The following is a 22910-nucleotide window of genomic DNA, read 5'->3' as shown; positions in this document are numbered from 1 at the left end:
ATGAAGGCTAGCTTTTTACTTAAATTTTAATGGGCATCAGACCAAGCTTTAGGATCTTTTTTCCAGTCTAGTAAGGGTGCAAATTGCTCATGGTTAATATAGCCAGATTCTTTGGCTACCTCCAAGAGTTCACTGTAATTGGTAATCGTGACATAAGGCAAGCCGGCTGCTTCAAAGTTAGCGTACCCTTTCGGCAGTTGATAGGAGAAGATAGCGGCAACGCCTAAAACATCCGCCCCTTCTTTTTTCGCCGCGGCGCAAGCTTCTAAGACACTGCCCCCGGTGGAAATTAGATCTTCAATGACGACCATCTTTTGGTTAGGGGTGATGCGGCCTTCAATTTGATTGCCTTTACCGTGATCTTTCGGTTTAGAACGAATATAAACCATCGGCAAATCTAATAATTCTGCCACCCATGCAGCATGAGGAATCCCGGCGGTAGCAGTACCGGCAATCACTTCAACTTCCGGGAACTCTGTTTTAATTTTGTCGGCGAGTGCTTTGGCGATGTCACGGCGAACCGCTGGATAGCTCATAGTCATGCGGTTATCACAGTAGATTGGGGAGTGCAAGCCACTAGCCCAAGTAAAAGGTTCATCGGGAGCTAAAAAGACCGCTTTGATTTCTAATAAATGTTTGGCAATAACTTTACTCATGACTTTGACTCCATTCTTTTTTTATTATTTGATAGCTGGCATAAGGATCAGCTGCTTGGGTAATAGGACGACCCACAACAATGTAATTGGCACCTAATTCTCGAGCTTTTTGTGGGGTTACAGCGCGTTTTTGGTCCCCTACTGCACTGCCTGTAGGACGTATTCCTGGGGTTAAGCATAAAAATTGATTGCTCGTAGCTTCGTGAATGGTAGAAGCTTCTAAAGCCGAACACACCACGCCAGCTAACCCAGCTTTTTCTGCTAATTGGGCGTAATTTAGGACGCTCTCGGCTAAACTCGTATAAATCTGTTGTTCTTCTTGCATCTTCGTTTCTGAAGTTGAAGTCAGTTGGGTGACGGCGAATAACTTCGGCACTGCTGACCCATTTGCGCCATCGCTTAACCCTTGTAGGGCTGCTTCCATCATCTCTTGACCGCCAGCGGCATGAACATTGGTCAGATTCACTCCTAAACGGGCTAAGTTTCTCATGGCCCGCATCACTGTGTTAGGAATGTCGTGGAGTTTTAAATCCAAAAAGACATCGTGACCGGCAGCTTTTAAAGCCGTCACCACTTGGGGGCCGGCTTGATAAAAAAGTTCCATGCCAACTTTGACAAATAATTTTTCTTCTTGAGGAAAGCCAGTTAAAAATTTTTTCACCGCTGAACTATCGGGAAAGTCCAGCGCAATAATCGGTCTATTTTCCACGTGCTTCTTTCCTTTCTGCTTTTAATTGTTGACTTAATTCCTGTAAGCTAGTCACACCGTATTTAGCCATGGTTTCAGGTAAAGCCTTAGCTAATTGCGGACAAATTAACGGATTAGTAAAGTTTGAGGTCCCCACGGCCACCGCACTAGCCCCGGCAAAAAACATTTCTAAAATATCTTCAGTCGTGGCAATACCTCCCATGCCGATAATTGGCAAATCGCTGACCGCCGCTACTTGGGAGATTAAGCGAATCGCCACCGGTTTAATCGCCGGACCTGATAGGCCGCCTGTCTGATTGGCTAAAATAGGCTTGCGGGTCTTTAAATCAATTCGCATTCCTAAAAGAGTATTAATCATGGAAAAGCCATCCGCCCCAGCAGCTTCAATACTTTGGGCAATCGGGACAATGTCTGTCACATTAGGGGAAAGCTTCACATAAATTGGTAAATCGGTTACTGCCTTACATGCTTTCGTTAAACTGTAAGCCACGTCAGGATTCGTGCCAAAAGCAATCCCCCCATGACGCACATTAGGACAGGAAATGTTTAACTCAATGGCTTTAACGTTTTTGGCTTGACCAATTTTTTTACAGACTGCTACATAATCTTCTTCACAACTACCAGCCACGTTAGCAATCACTGGTAATTCGGGATAACGTTCTTGCAAGTAAGGCAGCTTTTCCTCTAAGACCACATCTAAGCCGGGATTTTGTAAACCAATGGCGTTTAACATACCAGAAGGAGTTTCGGCAATGCGAGGCGTAGGATTACCGAAACGAGCTTTGGGAGTCACGGCTTTAACGATAATTGCTCCTAGTTGATTGAGATCATAAAATTTCTCGTACTCTTCCCCAAAACCAAAGCAGCCGCTAGCCGGCATAATCGGATTTTTTAAGGTTAAGCCTGGTAAGTTCACTTGTAAAGGATTCATTAGATAACCACCTCCCCCGTATGAAAGACTGGTCCTTGATCACAAATTTTTTTACTTTGCGTTCCTGTAGGATCATTTTGTAAATGTGTCACACAGCCGTAACAAGCACCAATCCCACAAGCCATGCGAGATTCTAAAGAGACATAAGCACGGGGATGATCATGGAAAGTTCCATCCACCATTTGCAACAGGCCCTTAGCACCACAAGCATAGACGGCATCTGGTTGAATTTTAGCTAAAGCCGCCATAAAGAGTTGCCCCACATGCCCTTGTTGCCCATAAGAGCCATCATCGGTAGAGATGGCTAAATGGGGTGTTAAAGCGGCGAACTCTGCTTGGTAGTACATCACCTGAGCACTGGCATACCCTAAGAAAACATAAACGTTAGCGCCACGCTTAGTTAATTGCCGCGTCAGTTCATATAAAGGCGGAATCCCAATCCCACCACCAATCACAAAAATATTTTCTTTTGCCGTAACATTATCTACAGGGAAGCCGTGGCCTAAAGGTCCTAACGTATCTAAGACATCTCCAGCTTTTAAAGTGGTAAATCCTTTAGTGCCCGCTCCTTCTACGCGATAAATTAAACTGGCCGTTTTTTGGACGGTGTCATAGCGGGCAATACTAATCGGGCGGCGCAACAATAAATCACTAGCTTGCGGTTTCAAATGTAAAAATTGTCCAGGCTGTTGAATTTTTCCTAGCATGGCGCCCGTTAAATCAATTTGATAAATATTGGGAGCTAATTGCTTTTGCCCCAACACTTGTAAATTTTCTTGTTCCATGAGACCCTCCTTTAATATGTACAGGTGCGGTAGCTAAGTTTCCCTAACTACCGCCCTTTTAAGATTAAATTTTTACAACGCTTGAGTGGTAAAGCTTTGTGATTCTAAGACTTGTAAAATAGCTTCTGCCGTATCTAGTGAGGTAAAGAGGGGCACACCGTGTTCCACGGCTTCCCGCCGAATCAAGAAACCATCCCGGTGATCCCGCGTCCGATTTTTCGCAATAGTATTCACCACAACTTGTGCTTTATGGTGGCGAATCATATCGATGACGGTAGCTTCTTCACTACTTTGGGCGATTTTGCCGACTTTCTCCACGGTTAAACCATGTTGACTGAAGTATTCCGCGGTTCCGGCGGTGGCAATCAAACTATAACCGATTTCCTTAAAGCGTTTGGCTAAAGCTAACGCTTCTTCTTTACTATCATCAGAGATGGTGAAAAGCGCCGCACCAAAGGCTGGCAAGTGTAAACCGCTTGCTTCAAAAGCTTTGTAAAGAGCTTTATCCAAATTGGCATCACTCCCCATCACTTCACCAGTGGATTTCATTTCTGGCCCTAAGTACGTATCGACTTTCGAAAGCTTGGTAAAGGAGAAGACCGGTGCTTTCACGTGGACCAGTTTACTTTCAGGATAAAGGCCGTCTTGGTAACCAAGGTCGATTAATTTTTTCCCTAAGATACATTGGGTAGCAATTTGCGCCATGGGAATGCCGGTGACTTTACTTAAAAACGGCACCGTTCGAGAAGCGCGGGGATTGACTTCAATCACATACACTTCATCTTGGAAAATAACGAACTGGATATTCATTATCCCGATACAATTTAGACCTAGCGCTAATTTTTTCGTGTAATCGGCAATGGTGGCTTGAATTTTGGGGCTCAAGGTTTGTGGTGGGTAAACCGCCATGGAATCGCCGGAATGGACCCCTGCCCGTTCAATATGTTCCATAATCCCTGGAATAAGGACAGTTTCCCCATCACAAATGGCATCCACTTCACACTCTTTCCCTAAAAGGTAACGGTCCACTAAAACCGGGTGCTCTGGAGAAGCTTTAACGGCTTGAGTCATGTAACTTTCTAAGTCGGTTTGGTTGTCGACAATTTCCATCGCCCGTCCACCTAAGACATAACTTGGCCGGACTAAGACGGGGTAGCCAATTTCATTAGCAATGACGACTGCTTCCTCTTTACTGGTGGCTGTATTGCCTTTAGGTTGCGGGATATTTAAACTTTGGAGCGCTTCTTCAAACAAGTGCCGATCTTCGGCGCGGTCTAAATCAGCCAGTTGTGTTCCTAAAATTTTTACGCCGTACTGACTTAAAGGTTCGGCTAAGTTAATGGCCGTTTGCCCGCCAAATTGGACGATAACCCCTAGTGGTTGTTCTAGTTCGATGACGTTTAAGACATCTTCCAAGGTCAAGGGTTCAAAGTACAGTTTGTCAGAGATGGAAAAGTCGGTGGAAACTGTTTCGGGATTAGAGTTCATAATGATGGCCTCGTAACCAGCTTTTTGAATTGCTTTAACCGAATGAACGGTGGCATAATCAAATTCCACCCCTTGACCGATGCGGATGGGGCCACTCCCTAAGACTAAAATGGAGGGCCGCTCCGATTTGACACTTTCATTTTCCATTTCATAGCTGGAGTAAAAATAAGGAGTTTGACTTTCAAATTCAGCAGCACAAGTATCCACCATTTTGTAAACTGGCGTAATTTGATGCTCTTCACGATAAGTACGTAAGCTAGCCGCATCCGTTTGCCACAATTCGGCGATTTTCACATCGGTAAAACCGTTTTGTTTGGCAATTTTTAAAAGTTCCGGATCATGTGGGTGTTGGGCTAACTCCCATTCTAATTCAACAATGTGGGACAATTTATCCAAGAAGAAAATGTCTACTTTCGTTAAATCGTGAAGTTCTTCCACCGTAAAGCCGCGGCGTAAAGCTTCAGCTAAGTAAAAGAGACGATCATCTTGAGCTTTCACCATTTTATCCATTAATTCATCGTCAGCTACTTCGGTTAGTTCATCGATTTCCACGTGAATAGTGCCGATTTCTAAAGAGCGTACTGCCTTAAGTAAAGATTCTTCGATGTTGCGACCAATGGCCATCACTTCACCGGTAGCTTTCATTTGTGTCCCTAATTTCCGTTCACCTTTTTCAAACTTATCAAAAGGCCAGCGAGGAATTTTCGCGACTACATAGTCTAAAGCTGGTTCAAACTCGGCATAGGTGGTGCCAGTTACCGGGTTTTTCATTTCATCTAAGGTTAACCCCACGGCAATTTTAGCGGCTAACTTGGCGATGGGATAACCCGTCGCTTTCGAAGCTAGGGCCGAAGAACGACTGACCCGCGGATTGACTTCAATCACATAGTAGTTAAAACTGTCTGGATCTAAAGCCAACTGGACGTTACAGCCGCCTTCGATTTTCAAGGCGCGAATAATTGCTAAGGAAGCATCCCGCAATAATTGGTACTCCACATCAGATAACGTTTGACTAGGAGCAAAGACGATGGAATCACCCGTATGAATTCCCACTGGATCAAAGTTTTCCATGTTACAAACCACAATCGCGTTGTCGTTTTTATCCCGCATTACTTCATATTCGATTTCTTTAAAACCGGCGATACTCCGTTCAATCAAGCATTGATGGACCGGGGATAATGTTAAACCGTTAGCCCCCACCACTTTCAATTCTTCGGCGTTGGCACACATGCCACCCCCGGTACCACCTAAAGTAAAGGCTGGGCGGACAATCACGGGATAACCAATTGTTTCAGCAAAAGCTAAGGCTTCTTCCACTGTATGAACGATTTCACTTTCAGGAATCGGTTGGTTTAAGTCTTCCATTAATTTTTTGAAAAGGTCGCGGTCTTCGGCTTGATCGATGGCGGAAAGCTTCGTCCCTAAAAGCTCGATATTTAATTCTTCTAGGATTCCTGTTTTCGCTAATTCCATCGCCATGTTTAATCCTGTTTGGCCCCCTAAAGTTGGGACGATGGCATCGGGGCGTTCTTTGCGCAAAATGCGGGAGACAAATTCTAAAGTAATGGGTTCAATGTAGACTTTGTCGGCGATTTCTTTATCCGTCATAATGGTAGCTGGATTGGAGTTCACCAACACCACTTCATATCCTTCTTCTTTTAAGGCCAGACAAGCTTGCGTCCCGGCGTAGTCAAATTCTGCCGCTTGACCGATAATAATGGGACCTGAGCCAATCACCATAATTTTATGCAAATCTGTACGTTTAGGCATGATGTTCCTCCTTAAAAGCATCCATTAATTCCATAAATTCATCAAACAAATCTAATGCGTCGTGGGGACCTGGAGCTGCATCCGGGTGAAATTGGACAGAAAAGGCCGGATATAATTTATGCCGCAAGCCTTCCACCGTGCCATCATTTAATTCCACGTGGGTAATTAATAAGTTAGCAGGATTAACGCTTTTTTCCGCAACAGCATAGCCGTGGTTTTGGGAAGTAAAGGCAATTTTCCCTGAGGCAATTTCTTTTACGGGGTGATTCAAGCCACGGTGACCAAATTTCATTTTGTATGTGTCACAGCCATTAGCTAGGGCAAAAAGTTGGTGACCTAAGCAAATGCCAAAGATCGGCACTTTCCCTTGAATTTTTTGAATCATTTGAATCGCTTCGGGTACATCTTTAGGATCTCCCGGGCCGTTAGTTAACATCACACCATCAGGATTCAATTCTAAAATAGCTTCAGCTGACGTGTCGTAAGGCATCACAGTCAGATTGCATTCCCGCTTAGAAAGTTCTCGTAAAATCGAGTGTTTCAAACCAAAGTCAATCACCACCACATTACGCCCGATACCAGGACTTGGGTAAGGCGTTTGGGTAGAGACTTGTTGGACTTGATTAATCGGTAAAACCGTCGCCCGCAATTGGTCAAAGGCGTGCTCAAAAACATCCTCGGGATCGACGATACTTGCTTTCATGGTGCCATGGGCGCGTAGTTTCCGCGTCAGTGCACGAGTATCAATACCGGCAATGCCGGGAATATTTTTCCGTTTTAAAAATTCATCTAAAGAAAGTTGAGCCCGCCAATTGCTAGGACGGCGCGCAAATTCTTTTACGACCACCGCTTTACACGTGGGCGCAATAGATTCATAGTCGTCGCGATTCACGCCGTAATTACCAATCATGGGATAAGTAAAGGTTAAAATTTGACCGTTATAGCTTTGGTCGGTGATACTTTCTTGGTAGCCGGTCATGGCGGTAGAAAAGACGATTTCCCCTACCACATCGCCGGCAGCCCCAAAGCCAACTCCTTCAAAAACCGTGCCATCTTCTAATATTAAGCGTCGTTTCACCACTATGCTTCCTCCTTATAAACCATTTGACCATCGACGAAAGTCATCATGGGTTGTCCGTAAATCTTACTACCGGTAAAGGGCGTGTTGTCCGCCATGGAAACATAGTCTGTATCTTTAATGGTTCTGCTGGTTGCTAAATCAATTAAAGTCAGATCAGCTGGTCGGCCGAGGTTTAAAGTCCCCGCATCTAAAGAAAAGATTGCGGCGGGTTTCACCGTTAGCCAGTCAACTAATTGTTGTAAAGTGAACACTCCGGTTTTAACAAATTTGGTATAAAGCAGACTAAAGGCCGTTTCAGAACCCGTAATGCCAAAAGGTGCTTTTAACATACTTTGATTTTTTTCTTCATGACCGTGAGGCGCGTGGTCGGTAGCGATACAGTCGATGGTCCCATCTAAAAGACCGTCAATTAAAGCTTGATGATCATCTGTTCCCCGTAATGGTGGGTTCATTTTAAAATAGCCGTGGTCTTTGGTGATATCTTCTTCATCCAGTAATAAATGATGGGGCGTCACTTCACACGTGACGTGAATGCCCGCATTTTTAGCATCGCGAATCACCCGCACACTTTCTTTGGTGGAAACATGGCAGACATGATAATGAACACCGGTGGCTTCTGCCAACATAATATCCCGCGCAATTTGGGAAGATTCCGTCACGCCTAAAATTCCCGGCAAGCCTAATTCTTTATTTTTGTGGCCTTCATGCATCACCCCGCCAAATAATAAGGAGTTGTCTTCCGTGTGGGCCACTAAGGCTAAACCGACTTCTGCTGCTTTTTTCATAGCCAGGTACATGGTGCCTGCCGTTTGCACTCCCACGCCATCATTGGTAAAAGCAAAAGCACCTAAAGCTTTTAAAGCTGCCATATCGACTAATTCTTCACTTTTTAACCCTGTAGTAATCGGCGCATATTGTAAGATCTTCACGACCCCGTCTTGTTTGTTACGCGCTAATACATCTTTTAAGCGTTCTGGTGTATCGGGTACGGGATTTAAATTAGGCATGGCACAAATCGTCGTGTACCCCCCACGAGCAGCTGCTTTAGAGCCGGTAGCAATTTTTTCTTTATAGGTAAAACCCGGTTCTCTTAAATGCACGTGGACGTCGACAAAACCTGGTGTTGCTAAATAATGATGCCCGTCAATAACTTCAGCAAAGTTTTCTTCAGGAAAACTCGTGCCAATCGCGTGAATGCGGCCATCTTTGAGCCATAACGCTCCGGGAATTAAAGTATTGTCTTTTTCCAACAGTTGAATATTTTTAATTAAGGTTTCCATCATGTGCCTCCTCTAAACTCCGACCACGGACAATGGCTTCTAAAATCGCCATCCGCATAAACATCCCATTGGTCATTTGGGTAAAAATTTTTGATTTAGGACTTTCCACAAGCGAACTGGCAATTTCCACATCGCGATTGACGGGTGCCGGGTGCATGATAATCCCTTGAGGTGCCATTTTTTCATAGCGCGCCGTCGTTAAGCCGAATTTTTCATGATATTCTTCTTTCGAAAAGGCGGCTTCGCTACTACTTGTGTGTCGTTCGTGTTGTACTCTTAACAGCATTAAAACATCCACCAGCCCTACCAGCTCATCCATCCCTAGATAAGTGCCGTATTCAGCAAATTCCGGTGTGAACCAGGCAACAGGTCCAGAAAAATAAAGTTCGGCGCCTAAGCGTTTTAACATTTGCATATTACTACGGGCTACTCGCGAGTGGCGTAAGTCACCGACAATGGCAACTTTTAAGCCCGCAAAATGACCGAAGCTTTCATAAATCGTCATGAGATCTAACAAACACTGACTAGGATGTTGCCCGGAACCATCACCACCATTGATAAGGCTAGCGGTAATCAGCGGACTTTGCAGTAGTTCATTGTAATACTCTTCTTCTTTGGCGCGGATGACTAGGACATCCACCCCAATAGCGTTAAAGGTTCCCACCGTATCGTACAAGCTTTCGCCTTTTTGGACGGAAGAAGTGGTGGCGTCAAACTCAATCACTTTCATATTCAATTTGTTTTCTGCTACTTCAAAGGAACGATGCGTCCGCGTGGAATTTTCAAAAAAGAGATTGGCAACAAAAATCTTTTCACAACTCGGGGTACTGGCGCCCCCTTTAAAGGCTTGTGCGCGATAAATAAGTTGCAGGACCTCTTCTTTACTTAAATCTTCCATACTGACTAAGTTTTTTAACGCTAATTTTTTTTCCATTGCCCTTTAGGCCTCCTCGCTTCTTGCTTGTTGCGGTAAGACTAAATTCATGATAATCCCCATAATGGCTGCTAAAGCCATGCCGGAAAATTTAAAGGAGCCAATTTCTAAGACTAAGCCTCCCACGCCGACAATTAAAATCACCGAAGCAATCAAGAGGTTACGTTTTTGATTTAAATCTACTTTGTGGTCAATTAAAATCCGTAAGCCAGATGAAGCGATGACGCCGAACAAGACAAAGCTAATCCCCGAAATTACTGGTTGCGGGATACTTAAAATCAAAGCGGAAACTTTCCCGATAAAACTTAAAGCCATGGCACACACCCCAGCGCCACCAATCACGTAGACACTGTGGACTCGCGTGATGGCTAAAACACCGATATTTTCGCCGTAAAGGGTCACTGGTGGCCCCCCAACCATCCCGGCGATAATTTGGCCGAAACCATCGCCTAAAAGGAGGCGGAACATCCCAGGTTTTTCAAAGAAGTTGCGCTTGGTTAGTTTATTAATCACCATCACATCGCCAATCATTTCCGTCATGGTGACAAAAGCAATGGGCGCCATCATGGTAATCGCGTCCCAATGCATTTTCATTTCATAAGTTTTTCCCATGATTTCAAAGTTAGGCAAGGAGAACCACGGCGCATCAAGGACTGCTTGGAAGTCCACAATGCCTACCGCTAAGGCGGTTAAGTAGCCGCAGATAATACCTAGTAAAATCGGAATCAAGCTGAAGAAACCTTTTAAATACATATTAAAGACGATAGTAAAAATTAACGTTGCTAAAGCGACTAAGACGTACTTCGGTGTGTAATCGCCGCTAGCGTTATTCATGGCCCCACTTGCTACGGAACCGGCTAGTCCTAAACCAATCACCATAATGACTGGTCCCACTACGATAGGCGGTAACACTTTATCCAACCAGCCGGAGCCAACTTTTTTGACAATTAAGGCGGTAATGATGTAAACCAGCCCCGTCGTTAAGGAACCTTGGGCAATCGCGCCGTAACCATCTGTCCCCATTAAAACTTGCATTGCCGTAATAAAGGCGAAGCTGGAACCAAGATAAGCCGGGACGCTGCGTTTGGTAATGAATAGGTAGACTAAAGTCGCTAAACCGGAAGAAAAGAGTGCCACCCCCGGATCTAAGCCCACCATAATCGGTACTAAAACCGTCGAACCAAACATACTGAAAAGATGTTGTAAAGATAAGCCTAACCACGGTCCTGGTTTTGGTTTATCGTGAATATCTAAAATTGCTTCTGGATTACGAAATTCTGCTGCCATCAATTTGCCACCTTTATCTTAGTCTTTAACGATTAAAATGCGATCTTGTCCGTCCCGCTCTTCCATTTCCACAATGATTTCTTCAGCTTGGGCGGAAGGAATGTTCTTGCCAATATAATCGGCGCGAATTGGTAATTCCCGATGTCCGCGATCCACGAGGACAGCTAAAGAAATTTTCTTTGGTCGACCAAAGTCCATCACCGCATCTAGAGCAGCACGAATTGTCCGGCCTGTGTAAAGAACATCATCTACCAAAAGCACGTGTTTATCTTTCACGGAAAAAGGCAGTTCCACCGGTGTTGTCGTATTAGTAGAGCCGTTTTTTTCTAAGTCATCCCGATACATGGTGACATCCAGTTCTCCCACCGGCACATCATAGCCTTCCAATTGTTTCAAACGTTCAGCTAAGCGATTAGCTAAGTAAACGCCGCGGGTTTTAATTCCTAAAATAACGATGTCTTGCACCCCTTTGTTCCGTTCAATAATTTCATAGGTAATCCGGGTTAACGCCCGTTTCATCGTTACTGCATCGACAACTTCTTTTTGCATTTTCTTTTCCTCCTTTTGGATATACAAAAAAACCTCCCAACCCTTTTGAGGTTAGGAGGAAAGTTGCTGTTATTTTAGACTACACCTAGTTTGTAGCCTAACACTTGCTAGGCGCACCTAGCACTTCCTTCTTAGCCTCACGGGACTAAATTAAAGGTTCTCGTATTCACTTGATGTAACTATACCTTTTTACCTTTAATTATGCAAGGCCTAAACGTAATTTTTCTAAAGTTGTTTGGAAAATTTCTGGCGCTGGAACTTCAAAGACCAGCTCTTCTCCTGTTGTTGGATGGGTAAAACCTAGTAGCTCGGCGTGTAAAAATTGGCCGTGGCCTTGCAAAGTTTTCTTCGGTCCATATAAAGGGTCGCCTGCTACCGGGTGATCAATATAGGCCATATGCACGCGAATTTGATGTGTGCGTCCAGTCTCTAATTCTACTAACGAGTATTGGTCAAAAGTTTCTAAGACGGTAAAGTGGGTCACCGCGTTTTTCCCTTCAGCGACAACAGCTTGTTTTTTGCGATCGACTTTCGAACGACCAATTGGCGCATTAATGGTCCCTTTCTCATGATCGAAAGTACCGTGGACAATGGCTAAGTACTTCCGCTTAGAGGTCTTTTCTTTTAATTGCGCTGCTAAACTTAAGTGGGCTTGATCATTTTTAGCCACCATTAAAAGGCCAGATGTATCTTTATCAATCCGGTGAACGATACCTGGACGAACGATATCATTAATGCTGGAAAGATTTTTCACATGATAAAGTAGCGCATTAACTAAAGTGCCTGTTGGATGTCCTGCTGAAGGATGAACCACCATGCCTTGGGGTTTATTCACCACTAAGACGTCCGTGTCTTCATAAACAATGGTCAACGGAATATTTTCTGGCTCTAAAGCTAGTTCTTGGATGCGCGGCGGCACCACTTGCACCACGTCCCCCACTTTACCCTTATAGTTGGCTTTCACCACCACCTGGTTGACCTTTATTAAATCTTCTTTTAACCACTGTTGCAACTGGGAACGGGTAATGCCTAAAAGCGGCGGCAAAAGTTTATCAATTCGTCCGGCGCTTTCTAAAGTAATTATTTTTTCTTCCAAGCGATTTTTCCTCCACTAAAAAAACTATCGTCGGTCTTTAAGACAAAGATAAAGACCACAATGACACCTACCACGAGACACATATCCGCCACGTTAAAAATCGGAAAGTTAATAAAATCAGCTTTAATCATATCCACCACATAGCCTAAACGCATGCGATCAATAAAGTTCCCAATAGCACCAGCTAAAATCAAAGCCAAACCGAGGCTGAACCAGACGCTTTTTTTGCCATAACGTAACAGACAATAAACAATAATCACGACAGCAACTACGGTAATCGCCGCAAAAAAGAGCATCTTTCCTTCCAATAAACTCCAAGCAGCTCCCGTATTTTGCAAATGGGTAAAGGAAATCACCCCAGGAATTACAGAAGTTTCTTCCCCGATAGCAATATGATCCACTGTTAAAAATTTGGTCCACTGATCAAGCGCCACTAATAGGCCGCTTAAAATAAAATAGATTGCTAACACATCTTCACTCTTTTCTAAATTTAATGTTCAAATCGCAAATCCCGTGGACGAATGATTCCCAGTAAGGTCCCATCACTCTCCCCATTTTTCGTAATTAAGACCGCTTCTAAAGGTTGCAGCTCCCGAAACCATTTTTCTACTTCGGCAATACTAGTATTTTCATGACAGAAGCGATAATTAGGAGTCTTTAAGGGATTTGCCAAAATATCTTGGGCGGTCTTTTTAGTAACATCTAAATGACCATCGGCACACTCTTGCGCCGCCCAAAAGCCGATACCTTGCACGGTAATCAAACCTAAGAATTGACCGCGGTTATAAATAGGGAATTGCGAATAATGCTTCTCGGCAATTTTCGCAAAAATATCTTGAACTGGGATATTTTTTTCAAACCCTGTCACGTGTTTACGAAAACGCGGTAAAACTTTTTCCGGCTCCATAATCGCTTGTTGGATTTCAGTCATCCGTTTTAAGGCCCACTCGTTGGGTTCGGCAATCACAAAATCTTCAGCAATTTTTTCATGAACAATGGCGTTTCGCAATTGGGCCATTTGTAACAAATCATTTTCATAAACTGCTACTGGCGAATTGCGCTGCCGTGACAAACGGCGGACCACTTCAGCAAAGCCCATATTGGCTGGGGCTTTTAATTCTTCTTTTAAAAATTTTTCTAAGCGATTAAAACTATTAATAAAACTTTCGGCTCGTTTTCCCAACTAGCGCTCCCCCTTTTTCAAAATAAAAAAGTGTTTCCGTAACAGGACAAAAATCACGATAACCATCACGACAATTACCGGTAATAACCACCAGAAAGCGGGAGTACCGGCAGTAAAAAGTAACAAGAGAAAAATCAAACCATAATATTTCAAAAAAATCGGATTTAAGCCGATGGTTAACATTTGATCCGTAGCAGTAATTTTATAATCTTGACTGGCGAGAAGGGATTGTTGCACGTAGAGGCGATCCCCGGCTTCAACTGTTACGGATTGCGTGTCCTGCACCTTGAGGCTAGCCACCTTCTTGCCATTATGGAAGAGGGCAATGGGCGTCCCATAGCCAAAGAAAAAGGACGGTCGTTTCACTTGAATATTCATAAAGTTAGCTCCTTGCTTACTTTGTCGATGCCATGTTGCTATTTCTTATCTTAACAAAAAAAACTGTGACAAAAAAGGATTTTCGTCACAGTTTTATTATTTAAAATAACCTTTGCGCTTTTCCGTCTGCTGTTACGTCCATGTTCAAAGCGTTGGGTACTTTCGGTAAGCCGGGCATAGTTAAAATATCTCCAGTTAAAGCCACAATAAAACCAGCACCAATTTTCGGCACAAACTCGCGAATCGTCACGGAAAAATCCGTCGGTCGTCCTAAACGTTTCGGATCATCGGAAAAAGAATATTGCGTTTTGGCCATACAAACGGGCAAGCGATCCCAGCCATACGCTTGGAAAACTTTCAATTGATTCCGCGCTTTTTTCCCTAAGATAATTTCTTTGCCGCCGTAAATCTTTTGGACGATAGCTTGCGCTTTTTCTTCCAAGCTGGCTTGCGGCGCATAAGGATGAGTGAAGTGATGAGGTGTATTATCCATTTCTTTTAATAAGGCTTGGGCTAATTCGATGCCTCCTGCCGGGCCGTTTTCCCAAACGCTAGTTAAAGCACAAGGCACGTGGCGCTTGTGACAGAGTTCTTTAAGACAAGTAATTTCAGCTTCTGTATCCGTGACAAATTGATTTATCGCCACCACCACTGGCAAGCCGTATTGTTGAATATTTTCAATGTGTTTGGCAAGATTAGCAAAGCCTTGCTGCAATGCTGTCACATCTTCATTTTTCAACTCTGTTTTTTTCAAACCACCGTGCATTTTTAAAGCCCGAATTGTCGCCACAATTACTACGGCATCTGGAACTTTGCCTAAAGTGGGAACTTTAATATCCAAAAATTTCTCACCACCAAGATCAGCACCAAAGCCGGCTTCGGTCACAGCGATGTCTGCGGTTTGCAAAGCAAGACGGGTAGCCATGACACTGTTACACCCGTGGGCAATGTTGGCAAAAGGACCGCCGTGGACAAAAGCGGGTGTACCATAAATCGTTTGGACTAAATTTGGTTTTAAGGCATCTTTTAAAATTAACGCTAAAGCACCTTCCACATGTAAATCCGCCACTGTTAAAGGTTCTCGTTGATAGTTATAGCCAAAGACAATCTGTCCTAAGCGTTTCTTTAAATCCTCCAAGCTGGTAGCTAAGCATAAAATCGCCATAATTTCTGAGGCTACCGTAATATCAAAACCATCTTCCCGCGGGATACCATTGACTGGCCCACCTAAGCCGATGGTGACTTGGCGCAAAGCCCGATCATTGACATCTAAAACACGTTTCCACAAAATGCGCCGGGGATCAATTTGCAGGGCATTGCCTTGTTGTAAATGATTATCAATCAAGGCGCTTAAGGCATTGTTGGCAGAAGTAATCGCGTGCATATCCCCCGTAAAGTGCAAATTAATATCTTCCATCGGGAGCACTTGCGCGTAGCCACCACCTGTCGCGCCACCTTTCATTCCCATCACCGGCCCCATGGAAGGTTCCCGTAAAGCGATGGCTGTTTTTTGCCCTAATTGGTTAAAAGCATCGCCCAAGCCAACGGTGACGGTGGACTTCCCTTCACCAGCAGCAGTAGGATTAATTGACGTCACCAAAATTAAATGGCCAAAAGGATTTTCGGCGGCACGAGCACAAGCATCGTAACTGACTTTAGCTTTGTAAGCGCCATAATTTTCTAAATTCTTAGGGGTAAAGCCTAAATCGGCCGCAATCTCTGTAATAGGTTTTAAAGTAGCCTCTTGCGAAATTTCAATATCCGTTAACACTTAATCTCCTCATTTCCGAACGTTAATTTTTAAAATTTAATTTTTGTTCATAAAATCATTATACAAAAAAATTCTTTTTTGCCTAGTAAAAAAGGCAAACTCTCCCAAAAGAATTCGCCTGATTAATCGACTAAAAAGTCAATTTTATTAATAATTTTAATTTTATCCTTCAACAAAGGATGGTTCGCTTGTTCCACAAGAAATCTTTGACTCGTGCGGCGTCCCATTAGTAAACAGTACTGCCGCTCTTTGACAGTAATAATTAGAATACCATTTTTGGCGACTTGTAACTGTTGAATTTCAGCCAAAGGTAGGTGCCGCCGATTCACTTTTAATAAGGCTTTTAAATACAACTCCTCTTCATTAAGAAAAAGTTGGCGTTTCAAACCTAGCCATAAAAAGACTGTGGCAATTCCCCAAATTACTAAGGAAAGCCAATACACGTACGTATTCTCTAAAGTCACAATCAGACCCACTAAATAAATGCCTAAAGTAAGCGACCAATAGATAATGCTTAAGGCTGGCTCTGGTTGAAATCGATATTGAAAAATGTCGCTCCCCTCCCTTAGAAATCATGCTATAATCATAGCACAACTTCGTAATTTGCAAAAGGAAGAAACAAGGAGTAACAATGCTTAAAGTATATATTGATGCAGCCACAAAAAGCCCTCAACTACCTAGCGGTGGCGGTATTTTAATCGTGGGGGAAAACTTGCACCAACAACTTAAAATTCCCTTAAATTGTCTCAACAACCATCAGGCGGAATTTGCTGTCTTCATCGCGGCCTTACGCTATCTAAAAAAAGAAGGCTACCAAGATGAAATTATTTTTCTTTATAGTGACAGTCGCACCATGTTGGAAGTTGTCGCCAAAAAGCACACGACTAATCCTGACTACCAACCCTATCTCGAAAAAATAAATTTTCTACTGCCGCATTTTCCAAAGCTCCAGTTGCAATGGCAAAATGATCGTCAACATGCCGGCGCCCACCACCTCGCTCAACAAGCTTTACACGCTGCAATTGCCAACTATCGCAAATAGTTGGCTTTTTTTCATCATAAAGATTGACATTTACTACTTCCTTTGTTAACTTAAATGCTAACAATTTAAAGAAAGGTGGTTATTTAGATGATTAAACGTTGGCAAAAGCTCTCTTTAATCCAGAGAATCTTAATTGGGATTCTCCTTGGGATACTCTTAGGATTGGCGGTGCCCCAATGGACCTGGCTTAGTATACTCGGCGAAATTTTTGTCGGCAGTCTAAAGGCCATCGCTCCTTTACTAGTCTTTTTCATTATTATGTCCTCTTTATCACGGCACGAAAAGGGTACGGAGACTCATATGACCTCCATTGTGATTCTTTATCTTTTAGCAACTTTTGTCGCAGCCCTTGCCGCCGTGGGAATTTTTTATCTCTTCCCCGTAAAAATCGTTTTACCGCAAGTCAGTGACCTGACGCAAGAAGCGCCGAAAGATTTAATGACCGTAGTCAAAAATATTTTCGTCAATGGTGTCGCAAACCCTATCGCAGCTTTAAGTGAGGGCAATTACTTAGCCTTACTTTTCTGGGGCAGTTTATTAGGACTCGCCTTACGGAATTTTTCCGAAACGACTAAAAAAGTGGTGACGGATATTTCCGGAGCAATTTCCCATGTGATTCAAGGAATTATTCAATTAGCACCGTTAGGGATTGTCGGCCTAGTTTATAACTCCGTCGTTTCCACTGGAGTTGATGGTCTTTTAGCATACGGCAAGTTGGTGATCATCGTTGTAGGTACGATGCTTTTCGTTTCTTTTGTCGTCTACCCTTTCATGGTAGCGGTGATGATTCGCGAAAATCCTTATCCTTTAACTTTTTACTGTTTTAAAGAAAGTGGCATCCCCGCCTTTTTCACCCGTAGTTCCGCGGTGAATATTCCTATTAATATGAACCTAGCGGAGAAATTAGGTTTAAACGAAAAATCTTACGCCCTCTCGATTCCCTTAGGAGCAGCGGCCAATAGCGGCGGGGCAGCTATTACAATTTCCCTTATGACTTTAGCTGCTGCCTATACCTTAGGAATGGAAATTCCTTTCCCCTTAGCTTTAATTTTATGTTTCTTAACGGCCATTTCGGCTACAGGAGCCAGCGGCATTGCTGGCGGCTCGCTACTGTTGATTCCTTTAGCTTGTAGCTTATTTGGGATCAGTAACGACATTGCCATGCAAGTCGTAGGTGTCGGTTTTATCATCGGCGTCATTCAAGACTCCGTGGAAACAGCCGTGAACTCGGCCTCTGATTTATTATTTACCGCTACTGCTGAATATCACGATTTGAAAAAAGCTGGCGTTAAAATTAGCGTCAAAGAACAAGTGGCTGCTGCTCAAGCACGCTTAAAAGAAACCGATGAAGAAGTGCTGATCGTAGCTGAAGCCGACAAAGATTAACCTTTTATTTTTCCAATAACTGATGGACTTCTTTTAAGTGCTGTTGCAGACTTAAAAGGAGTCCTTCTATTTTAGCTGTTTGCCGTTTTAATAACTCCAAACTATCTAAAGCATTGGGGTTCACATTGGTTGGGGAATATAAACGCTCCAAGCCACTATTTTGAAAAGCATCGGCTAAAGGTGCCACCAATTCTTGCGGCACTCGTACTTGCGTCCGCTCTTGTTGGGAGCCATCCGCCCCACGGTAATTATAATGAAATGTCTCCATCCCTGTTAAAGCACGGGGGCCAATCTCATAGCCCATCTCACTTTTGACAATCAGCTCCTCGTCTTGCAACCACTGATAAAACGTCCGTTGATTAAAACCTTCCCGGCGACAAATGGTAATTAATTTTTGCATAATAATTCCTCCTTTTATTTGTTCATTAAAAGATACGCAAAAAAACTAGCAAATATTTTTTTACCGCGAACTTTTCGGTAAAAATATTTACTAGTTTTATTTTTATGGGCGCTTTTGCCATTCTTTTTTTAAAATGCCGTATTTCACTGAGTCATAGTATTGCCCTTGCCAAAAGCGGACTTGACGAATTTGTGCTTCTTTTTGAAAGCCCAGCCGCTCTCCCAACAACATCATCCGCTGATTACCGGACCAAGTCGTAAAGCCTAACCGGCGAAAGTTTTGACTGGCAAATAAATAATCTACCCACAGTTTGGCCGCAGTGCTTCCATAGCCTTTGGACCAATAGGCCGAATCAAAAATACAAATCCCAAATTCTGGCCACTGCGCCAGCTCGCCATCTTCGTAGTGCCAGCTCACCTCACCAGCTACGTGACCATCAATAAAAATCACCGCTACCCGACTTTTAGCAAACCACGGAAAACATTTGGCTTGAAACTCCACCCAATTAAAAACAGGATCGTGAAAGTATGGACCATTCCAATCCATCCACTCTAAATGATCGCGATAACTCACTTCCCAAACTTCCCGCAACTCAGCTCGCGTGGGAAAACGAATTTCCAAGTTTAACTTTTCATCAACTAAATGCATGCGCTAACCTACCTCCATAAAGTATTGTGCCACTACTTGATAGGTTCCGTCATTGGGATTAGCTTCTTCTAGTTCACCGGCAGCATTCACGCGAAAAGTAGTAATTAAAGCTTGACGCGCACCACCATCAGCCGTTTGCGTAATCTCTACGTAAGCTAAGCCGTCCCGCATAACCTTATTGTAATTCCAAGGATTGCTGCCATCAGGTCGCAGCCCTGTTCCCTGTTGCAAACGGTGCTCCATGATCGCTGCAATCCAAGCTTGCAGTTGCGGTGTGGTTAACTTTGTCGTATCTACTTGGCGATTTTCATCGCTAACGGAATTAGTGGTGGTGGTCGTCGTTGTACTAGAACTAGTAGTAGTGGAGTCCAGTGTGCTACTGGAGCTCGTGGAACTGGTAGGTTCTTTAGCCCTACTGCTAGTAGTTAGCGTAGCACTGGTGGCTGTAGTGCTGCTGAGGGTGGTTGTTGCTGAGGTACTATTGGTAGTGGCGACTTCTGTTGGTTTAAAAATTTGCCACAGCAATGTTCCCAAGACAATGGCAAAAAGAGCTACTAACACCCACAAAATGACGGTTCCTTTATTTTTTTGATACTGAGGTTGTCGATATTTATCCTGACGCATTTAAATCCCTCTTTTCTTTTATTATTTATGTCCATGATAGCGATTTTTTCCTTCCTTGACAACTCTTCTAAGTCTCATCCACCTTAAGAAAGCCTAAAGGTCTTAGGCAAATAACCATTATCTTTTGTACTTTTAGTCAAACGTGGTATGCTAGTAAAGGAATTTCGTTATAAGATCTTCTTCTAGAAATTTTAGAAAGGAGGATGCGTAATGAAAAAAGAACAAAAATCTTTGATCTATCGAGTTGCCTTTGACACAGTAGGTAATTTCTTCATTGCTTATAATGCAAAACATCAAGCCAAGGGAATCACTGTTGAACAAGCCATTGCCAACTTAAAACAAACTGCCTAAGGAGCATGATAACCCACATGTTTAAATATCAGTTACGCGTCTAAAAAAGACGTTTTGCCGCAAAGAGCAAAACGTCTTTTTCATTTGTCTTTTTACACGGAAAGCTTCGTGGTAATCTTTAAATCAGCTTGCATCGTTTGAATAATTGCCCGCATCTGCTGATTCATCTCTTCTAGTAAAGGTAGACACTGACGGTGAGTTTGTTGGCTAATTTCTCCAGATAAAATTCTTTCCAAAGTTAACACGTTCACTTCATAGGGCCGCACCATCTCTAATAGCAAGTTGACTTTGTCCCGTTCCACCACATTGGGATATACTTTAACCGTTAAACGAATCTTTTGAATCCGCTGTAATAAGCGCTTTGTATTGTGGCGAATGGAAATCGCCAAAGAGTCGGCTAAAATTTTTTGTTGATACATCGAAACCTGTTGCTCTTCAATGTCCTTTAATGTTTGCGCCATGGAAACAAAAGCGACATTGTAAATGTTGACGCTGCTGACTAAGTGTAATGCTAAATCCATTTCTTCCACCTCTTTAATTATTTTCTAATTTAATTATAATGTACAGAAAATCCCGATGCAAGTTTTAAGCTATGGATAAAGCAAAAAATCGTTGGCCAACTCGCCAACGATTTTTATTTAGTCAGGACTATTTATTTTCAGCAATTTCCACAATCATTTTTTCCACTAAAGCGCCTGCTTCTTTTGGCAAAGCATGGAAGCCAGCTAATTGTTGCGCTTGTTCTTGAATAAAAGCTAAACGACTTTCCATGCGACTAGTTAACCGTTCTAAGTAAGCTTGGTCACTAAAATCGACCGTGTGGCCGGCTAGAGGCAAGTAACTTAAGTGGCTTAGATTACCAAAAGGTACAAACTCAGCGGCATTGGTGGCAATTTTTTCCACACTACCTAAAGTTTGTTCTTTCGTTACTTTTTCGCCATTGAAAAAGCCCGTGTTTAAAATGTAGCAAGCGGTCTTGCCCCCGGCAAATAAATTACGGAAGTCTTGATAGTCTTCCCCTAACGCATAACAACGGAAAGGATTAGCAAAAGGTTCCATGACTAACTTATCTAAGTTCGTACCTTTTGCTAAGTTTTCAGCGGTGGAACGTTTAGTGGCTAAAGTTGCGCCAAAGACCGCCGCTAAAACGGGATCGTCAATTTTTACCACGGGTGGCAAAGTATCATCTTTCATAATCCAAAAGACTGCATCGATTCTTTCCCCTAAATGATCCACTCGATTGTCCGTAACGTACCGACTTTTTACCGTCCGACCGTTGCCGTTACGAATATCTTCGGTCACTAAAACTTTTTGACCCTTTTCATCTAGCGTCACCCCGACATTTTGCACGGTTAAGAAATAATTCACCGCTGGATTGTCCATGGGATAGTCTTGGGTTTTATCAAAGTAAGCTGGTTCTAACGCCGTGGTGGCGCCTGTTTCTTTGTCAATAATAAACGCATCGTCGTGTAAAACCGTTACGTTATCTTTGCCTTTTTGTTTGGCTAAAGTAATGGTGGATTTCCCAGAACCAGATAACCCAAAAGCGGCCATCGTGAATTTTTTAGTGCCGAGATCATATTGCTTCATCCCGCCATGACAAGCAATGTAGCCGTTACGATGGGCAATCCCCCACGCTAAAGTCAAAGAAGATTTTTTGTATTCCCCAAAGTAACGTAAACCGAGGATTGCGGCAACATTATGTTCAGGATCAAAAAGCGCTAAACCCTGCGGAAAATCAGGATGCGTCCAGTCAGGATCGCCATAAACAAAGATGTCCCCTTCTGGATAAACTTTTGATTCAGCATACATTTTTTGATAAGTGTCATTCATGACTTGAAAATTTAACATCCAAGAATAAACATTCATGGCATATTTTTCTGGTAAAGTAAGATGAGCTTTCACCATGAAATCTTCTGCTAGGCCCACAACCGCATCCCCTTTTAAGAAAGGTTTCAAGCTGCTAGCAAAAACTGCTTCCCGTAGAATGCCTGCATAATAATTGCTATCAATCCCCGGTTGGCCGATAATCCGTCGCGCAGCAGCCGTCCGTCCGGTAATCGTGCCACTATTGGCTACTAGCACTTTTGCTCCTTCTGGCAAACCTAATTCTGTAGTGTGTAAGATGGGTAAATCGGAAGTGACCGTCCCGGGAGCTTTTTGCCCCCATTGGTACGCTTCAGCTAAAGTATTAACGGCCGTTACGTTGTTCCCATAGAAAAAAGTTTCTACTGTTGTCCGTATGTTGGAAAAAATAGAATTAGTAGGATGAATATCCTTTCTGGCAATAAAACTAGTGCTACTCATGAGCGTCCTCCTTCAAAATAGGCAAAATGAATAAGTGCTACGGAAAAGAAAGGGAATTTCTTTTCAATTTTATAAAAATAGCATACCACTTTTACGTTTTTAAAAAACTTAAATTACACATTTTTAATTTTTGAAATTTGTACACTTCTTTTTTAAAAATTAAAAATAATGATGACGGTTCCACTAATAGCAAGGGATTTTCTTCCACTCATAAGCTATTTTATGGAAAATCCTTCATGAAGCTCTATCATTTA

At 43.0% G+C, this 22910-nt stretch carries 24 protein-coding genes; 3 read left to right on the top strand and 21 right to left on the bottom strand.

Annotation, left to right across the window (positions count from 1 at the left end; all coding sequences use genetic code 11):
- Positions 1-26: 26 nt before the first annotated feature.
- From pyrE to FFM57_RS03535, 16 genes are all read right to left on the bottom strand, one after another.
- The gene (gene pyrE / locus FFM57_RS03610) at positions 27-656 is read right to left on the bottom strand and encodes an orotate phosphoribosyltransferase (protein ID WP_137599154.1); all 630 of its coding nucleotides are present in this window, start codon (positions 654-656) and stop codon (positions 27-29) included.
- On the bottom strand, positions 649-1365 hold the full coding sequence (pyrF, locus tag FFM57_RS03605; RefSeq protein WP_137599153.1) for an orotidine-5'-phosphate decarboxylase: 717 nt from the start codon (positions 1363-1365) through the stop codon (positions 649-651). Before pyrF ends, pyrE begins: the two co-directional genes overlap by 8 nt.
- Complete coding sequence (locus tag FFM57_RS03600) at positions 1355-2296, bottom strand: dihydroorotate dehydrogenase (protein WP_137599152.1); 942 nt, start codon at positions 2294-2296, stop codon at positions 1355-1357. The genes pyrF and FFM57_RS03600 overlap by 11 nt, the downstream gene beginning before the upstream one ends.
- On the bottom strand, positions 2296-3081 hold the full coding sequence (locus tag FFM57_RS03595; RefSeq protein WP_137599151.1) for a dihydroorotate dehydrogenase electron transfer subunit: 786 nt from the start codon (positions 3079-3081) through the stop codon (positions 2296-2298). Before FFM57_RS03595 ends, FFM57_RS03600 begins: the two co-directional genes overlap by 1 nt.
- Positions 3082-3153: 72 nt before the next feature.
- Complete coding sequence (gene carB, locus FFM57_RS03590; protein WP_137599150.1) at positions 3154-6339, bottom strand: carbamoyl-phosphate synthase large subunit; 3186 nt, start codon at positions 6337-6339, stop codon at positions 3154-3156.
- Entirely contained in the window at positions 6332-7417 is a 1086-nt protein-coding gene (locus FFM57_RS03585) for a carbamoyl phosphate synthase small subunit (protein WP_137599149.1), read from the bottom strand. Before FFM57_RS03585 ends, carB begins: the two co-directional genes overlap by 8 nt.
- Positions 7418-7419: 2 nt before the next feature.
- Positions 7420-8700: a dihydroorotase gene (pyrC, locus tag FFM57_RS03580; protein ID WP_137599148.1), complete on the bottom strand. Its 1281-nt coding sequence runs from the start codon at positions 8698-8700 to the stop codon at positions 7420-7422.
- The gene (locus FFM57_RS03575) at positions 8684-9634 is read right to left on the bottom strand and encodes an aspartate carbamoyltransferase catalytic subunit (protein ID WP_137599147.1); all 951 of its coding nucleotides are present in this window, start codon (positions 9632-9634) and stop codon (positions 8684-8686) included. Before FFM57_RS03575 ends, pyrC begins: the two co-directional genes overlap by 17 nt.
- 6 nt (positions 9635-9640) lie before the next feature.
- Entirely contained in the window at positions 9641-10921 is a 1281-nt protein-coding gene (locus tag FFM57_RS03570; protein ID WP_137599146.1) for a solute carrier family 23 protein, read from the bottom strand.
- Between the two features lie 18 nt (positions 10922-10939).
- Positions 10940-11491 carry a bifunctional pyr operon transcriptional regulator/uracil phosphoribosyltransferase PyrR gene (gene pyrR / locus FFM57_RS03565; protein ID WP_281275725.1) on the bottom strand — a complete coding sequence of 184 codons (552 nt, stop codon included), beginning with the start codon at positions 11489-11491 and terminating at the stop codon, positions 10940-10942.
- A gap of 178 nt (positions 11492-11669) precedes the next feature.
- Positions 11670-12566: an RluA family pseudouridine synthase gene (locus tag FFM57_RS03560; protein ID WP_137599144.1), complete on the bottom strand. Its 897-nt coding sequence runs from the start codon at positions 12564-12566 to the stop codon at positions 11670-11672.
- Positions 12551-13036, bottom strand: coding sequence for a signal peptidase II (gene lspA / locus FFM57_RS03555; protein WP_137599143.1), 486 nt, complete (start codon positions 13034-13036; stop codon positions 12551-12553). Before lspA ends, FFM57_RS03560 begins: the two co-directional genes overlap by 16 nt.
- A gap of 20 nt (positions 13037-13056) precedes the next feature.
- Positions 13057-13749, bottom strand: a complete 693-nt coding sequence (locus FFM57_RS03550; RefSeq protein ID WP_137599142.1) for a CBS domain-containing protein — start codon at positions 13747-13749, stop codon at positions 13057-13059.
- A complete protein-coding gene (locus tag FFM57_RS03545) occupies positions 13750-14127 on the bottom strand; it encodes a hypothetical protein (RefSeq protein WP_137599141.1) in 378 nt (125 codons plus the stop codon). It abuts the gene before it with no gap.
- A gap of 100 nt (positions 14128-14227) precedes the next feature.
- Positions 14228-15898 (bottom strand): formate--tetrahydrofolate ligase, encoded by a 1671-nt coding sequence (locus FFM57_RS03540; protein WP_137599140.1) that lies wholly within the window; start codon positions 15896-15898, stop codon positions 14228-14230.
- 122 nt (positions 15899-16020) lie between these two features.
- Entirely contained in the window at positions 16021-16449 is a 429-nt protein-coding gene (locus tag FFM57_RS03535) for an EbsA family protein (RefSeq protein WP_170999877.1), read from the bottom strand.
- 80 nt (positions 16450-16529) lie between these two features.
- Here FFM57_RS03535 and FFM57_RS03530 point away from each other — a divergent pair, with 80 nt between their 5' ends.
- Both FFM57_RS03530 and sstT read left to right on the top strand, forming a co-directional pair.
- Entirely contained in the window at positions 16530-16940 is a 411-nt protein-coding gene (locus FFM57_RS03530; RefSeq protein ID WP_137599138.1) for a reverse transcriptase-like protein, read from the top strand.
- An 87-nt stretch (positions 16941-17027) separates the two neighbouring features.
- Complete coding sequence (sstT, locus tag FFM57_RS03525; RefSeq protein WP_137599137.1) at positions 17028-18326, top strand: serine/threonine transporter SstT; 1299 nt, start codon at positions 17028-17030, stop codon at positions 18324-18326.
- Positions 18327-18330: 4 nt separating this feature from the next.
- Here sstT and FFM57_RS03520 read toward each other — a convergent pair whose 3' ends face one another.
- The 3 genes from FFM57_RS03520 to FFM57_RS03510 form a co-directional block, all read right to left on the bottom strand.
- Entirely contained in the window at positions 18331-18726 is a 396-nt protein-coding gene (locus FFM57_RS03520) for a hypothetical protein (RefSeq protein ID WP_137599136.1), read from the bottom strand.
- Positions 18727-18828: 102 nt separating this feature from the next.
- A complete protein-coding gene (locus tag FFM57_RS03515; RefSeq protein WP_137599135.1) occupies positions 18829-19374 on the bottom strand; it encodes a GNAT family N-acetyltransferase in 546 nt (181 codons plus the stop codon).
- Positions 19375-19377: 3 nt separating this feature from the next.
- A complete protein-coding gene (locus FFM57_RS03510; RefSeq protein WP_137599134.1) occupies positions 19378-19998 on the bottom strand; it encodes a hypothetical protein in 621 nt (206 codons plus the stop codon).
- Positions 19999-20208: 210 nt separating this feature from the next.
- Between FFM57_RS03510 and FFM57_RS09830 the strand changes: the two genes are divergently transcribed.
- Positions 20209-20349 (top strand): hypothetical protein, encoded by a 141-nt coding sequence (locus FFM57_RS09830; RefSeq protein WP_170999876.1) that lies wholly within the window; start codon positions 20209-20211, stop codon positions 20347-20349.
- A gap of 92 nt (positions 20350-20441) precedes the next feature.
- On the opposite strand, the gene FFM57_RS03505 is transcribed toward FFM57_RS09830, so the two are convergent.
- Both FFM57_RS03505 and FFM57_RS03500 read right to left on the bottom strand, forming a co-directional pair.
- Positions 20442-20870 (bottom strand): hypothetical protein, encoded by a 429-nt coding sequence (locus FFM57_RS03505; RefSeq protein ID WP_137599133.1) that lies wholly within the window; start codon positions 20868-20870, stop codon positions 20442-20444.
- A 127-nt stretch (positions 20871-20997) separates the two neighbouring features.
- Positions 20998-22656, bottom strand: coding sequence for a phosphoenolpyruvate carboxykinase (ATP) (locus FFM57_RS03500; RefSeq protein ID WP_137599132.1), 1659 nt, complete (start codon positions 22654-22656; stop codon positions 20998-21000).
- Between the last annotated feature and the right edge of the window lie 254 nt (positions 22657-22910).

Origin of the sequence: Enterococcus nangangensis (assembly GCF_005405245.1) — a bacterium.
GTDB lineage: Bacteria > Bacillota > Bacilli > Lactobacillales > Enterococcaceae > Enterococcus_J > Enterococcus_J nangangensis.
Note: the sequence above shows the minus strand (reverse complement) of the source record. Positions and strands in the feature narration are given on the sequence as shown.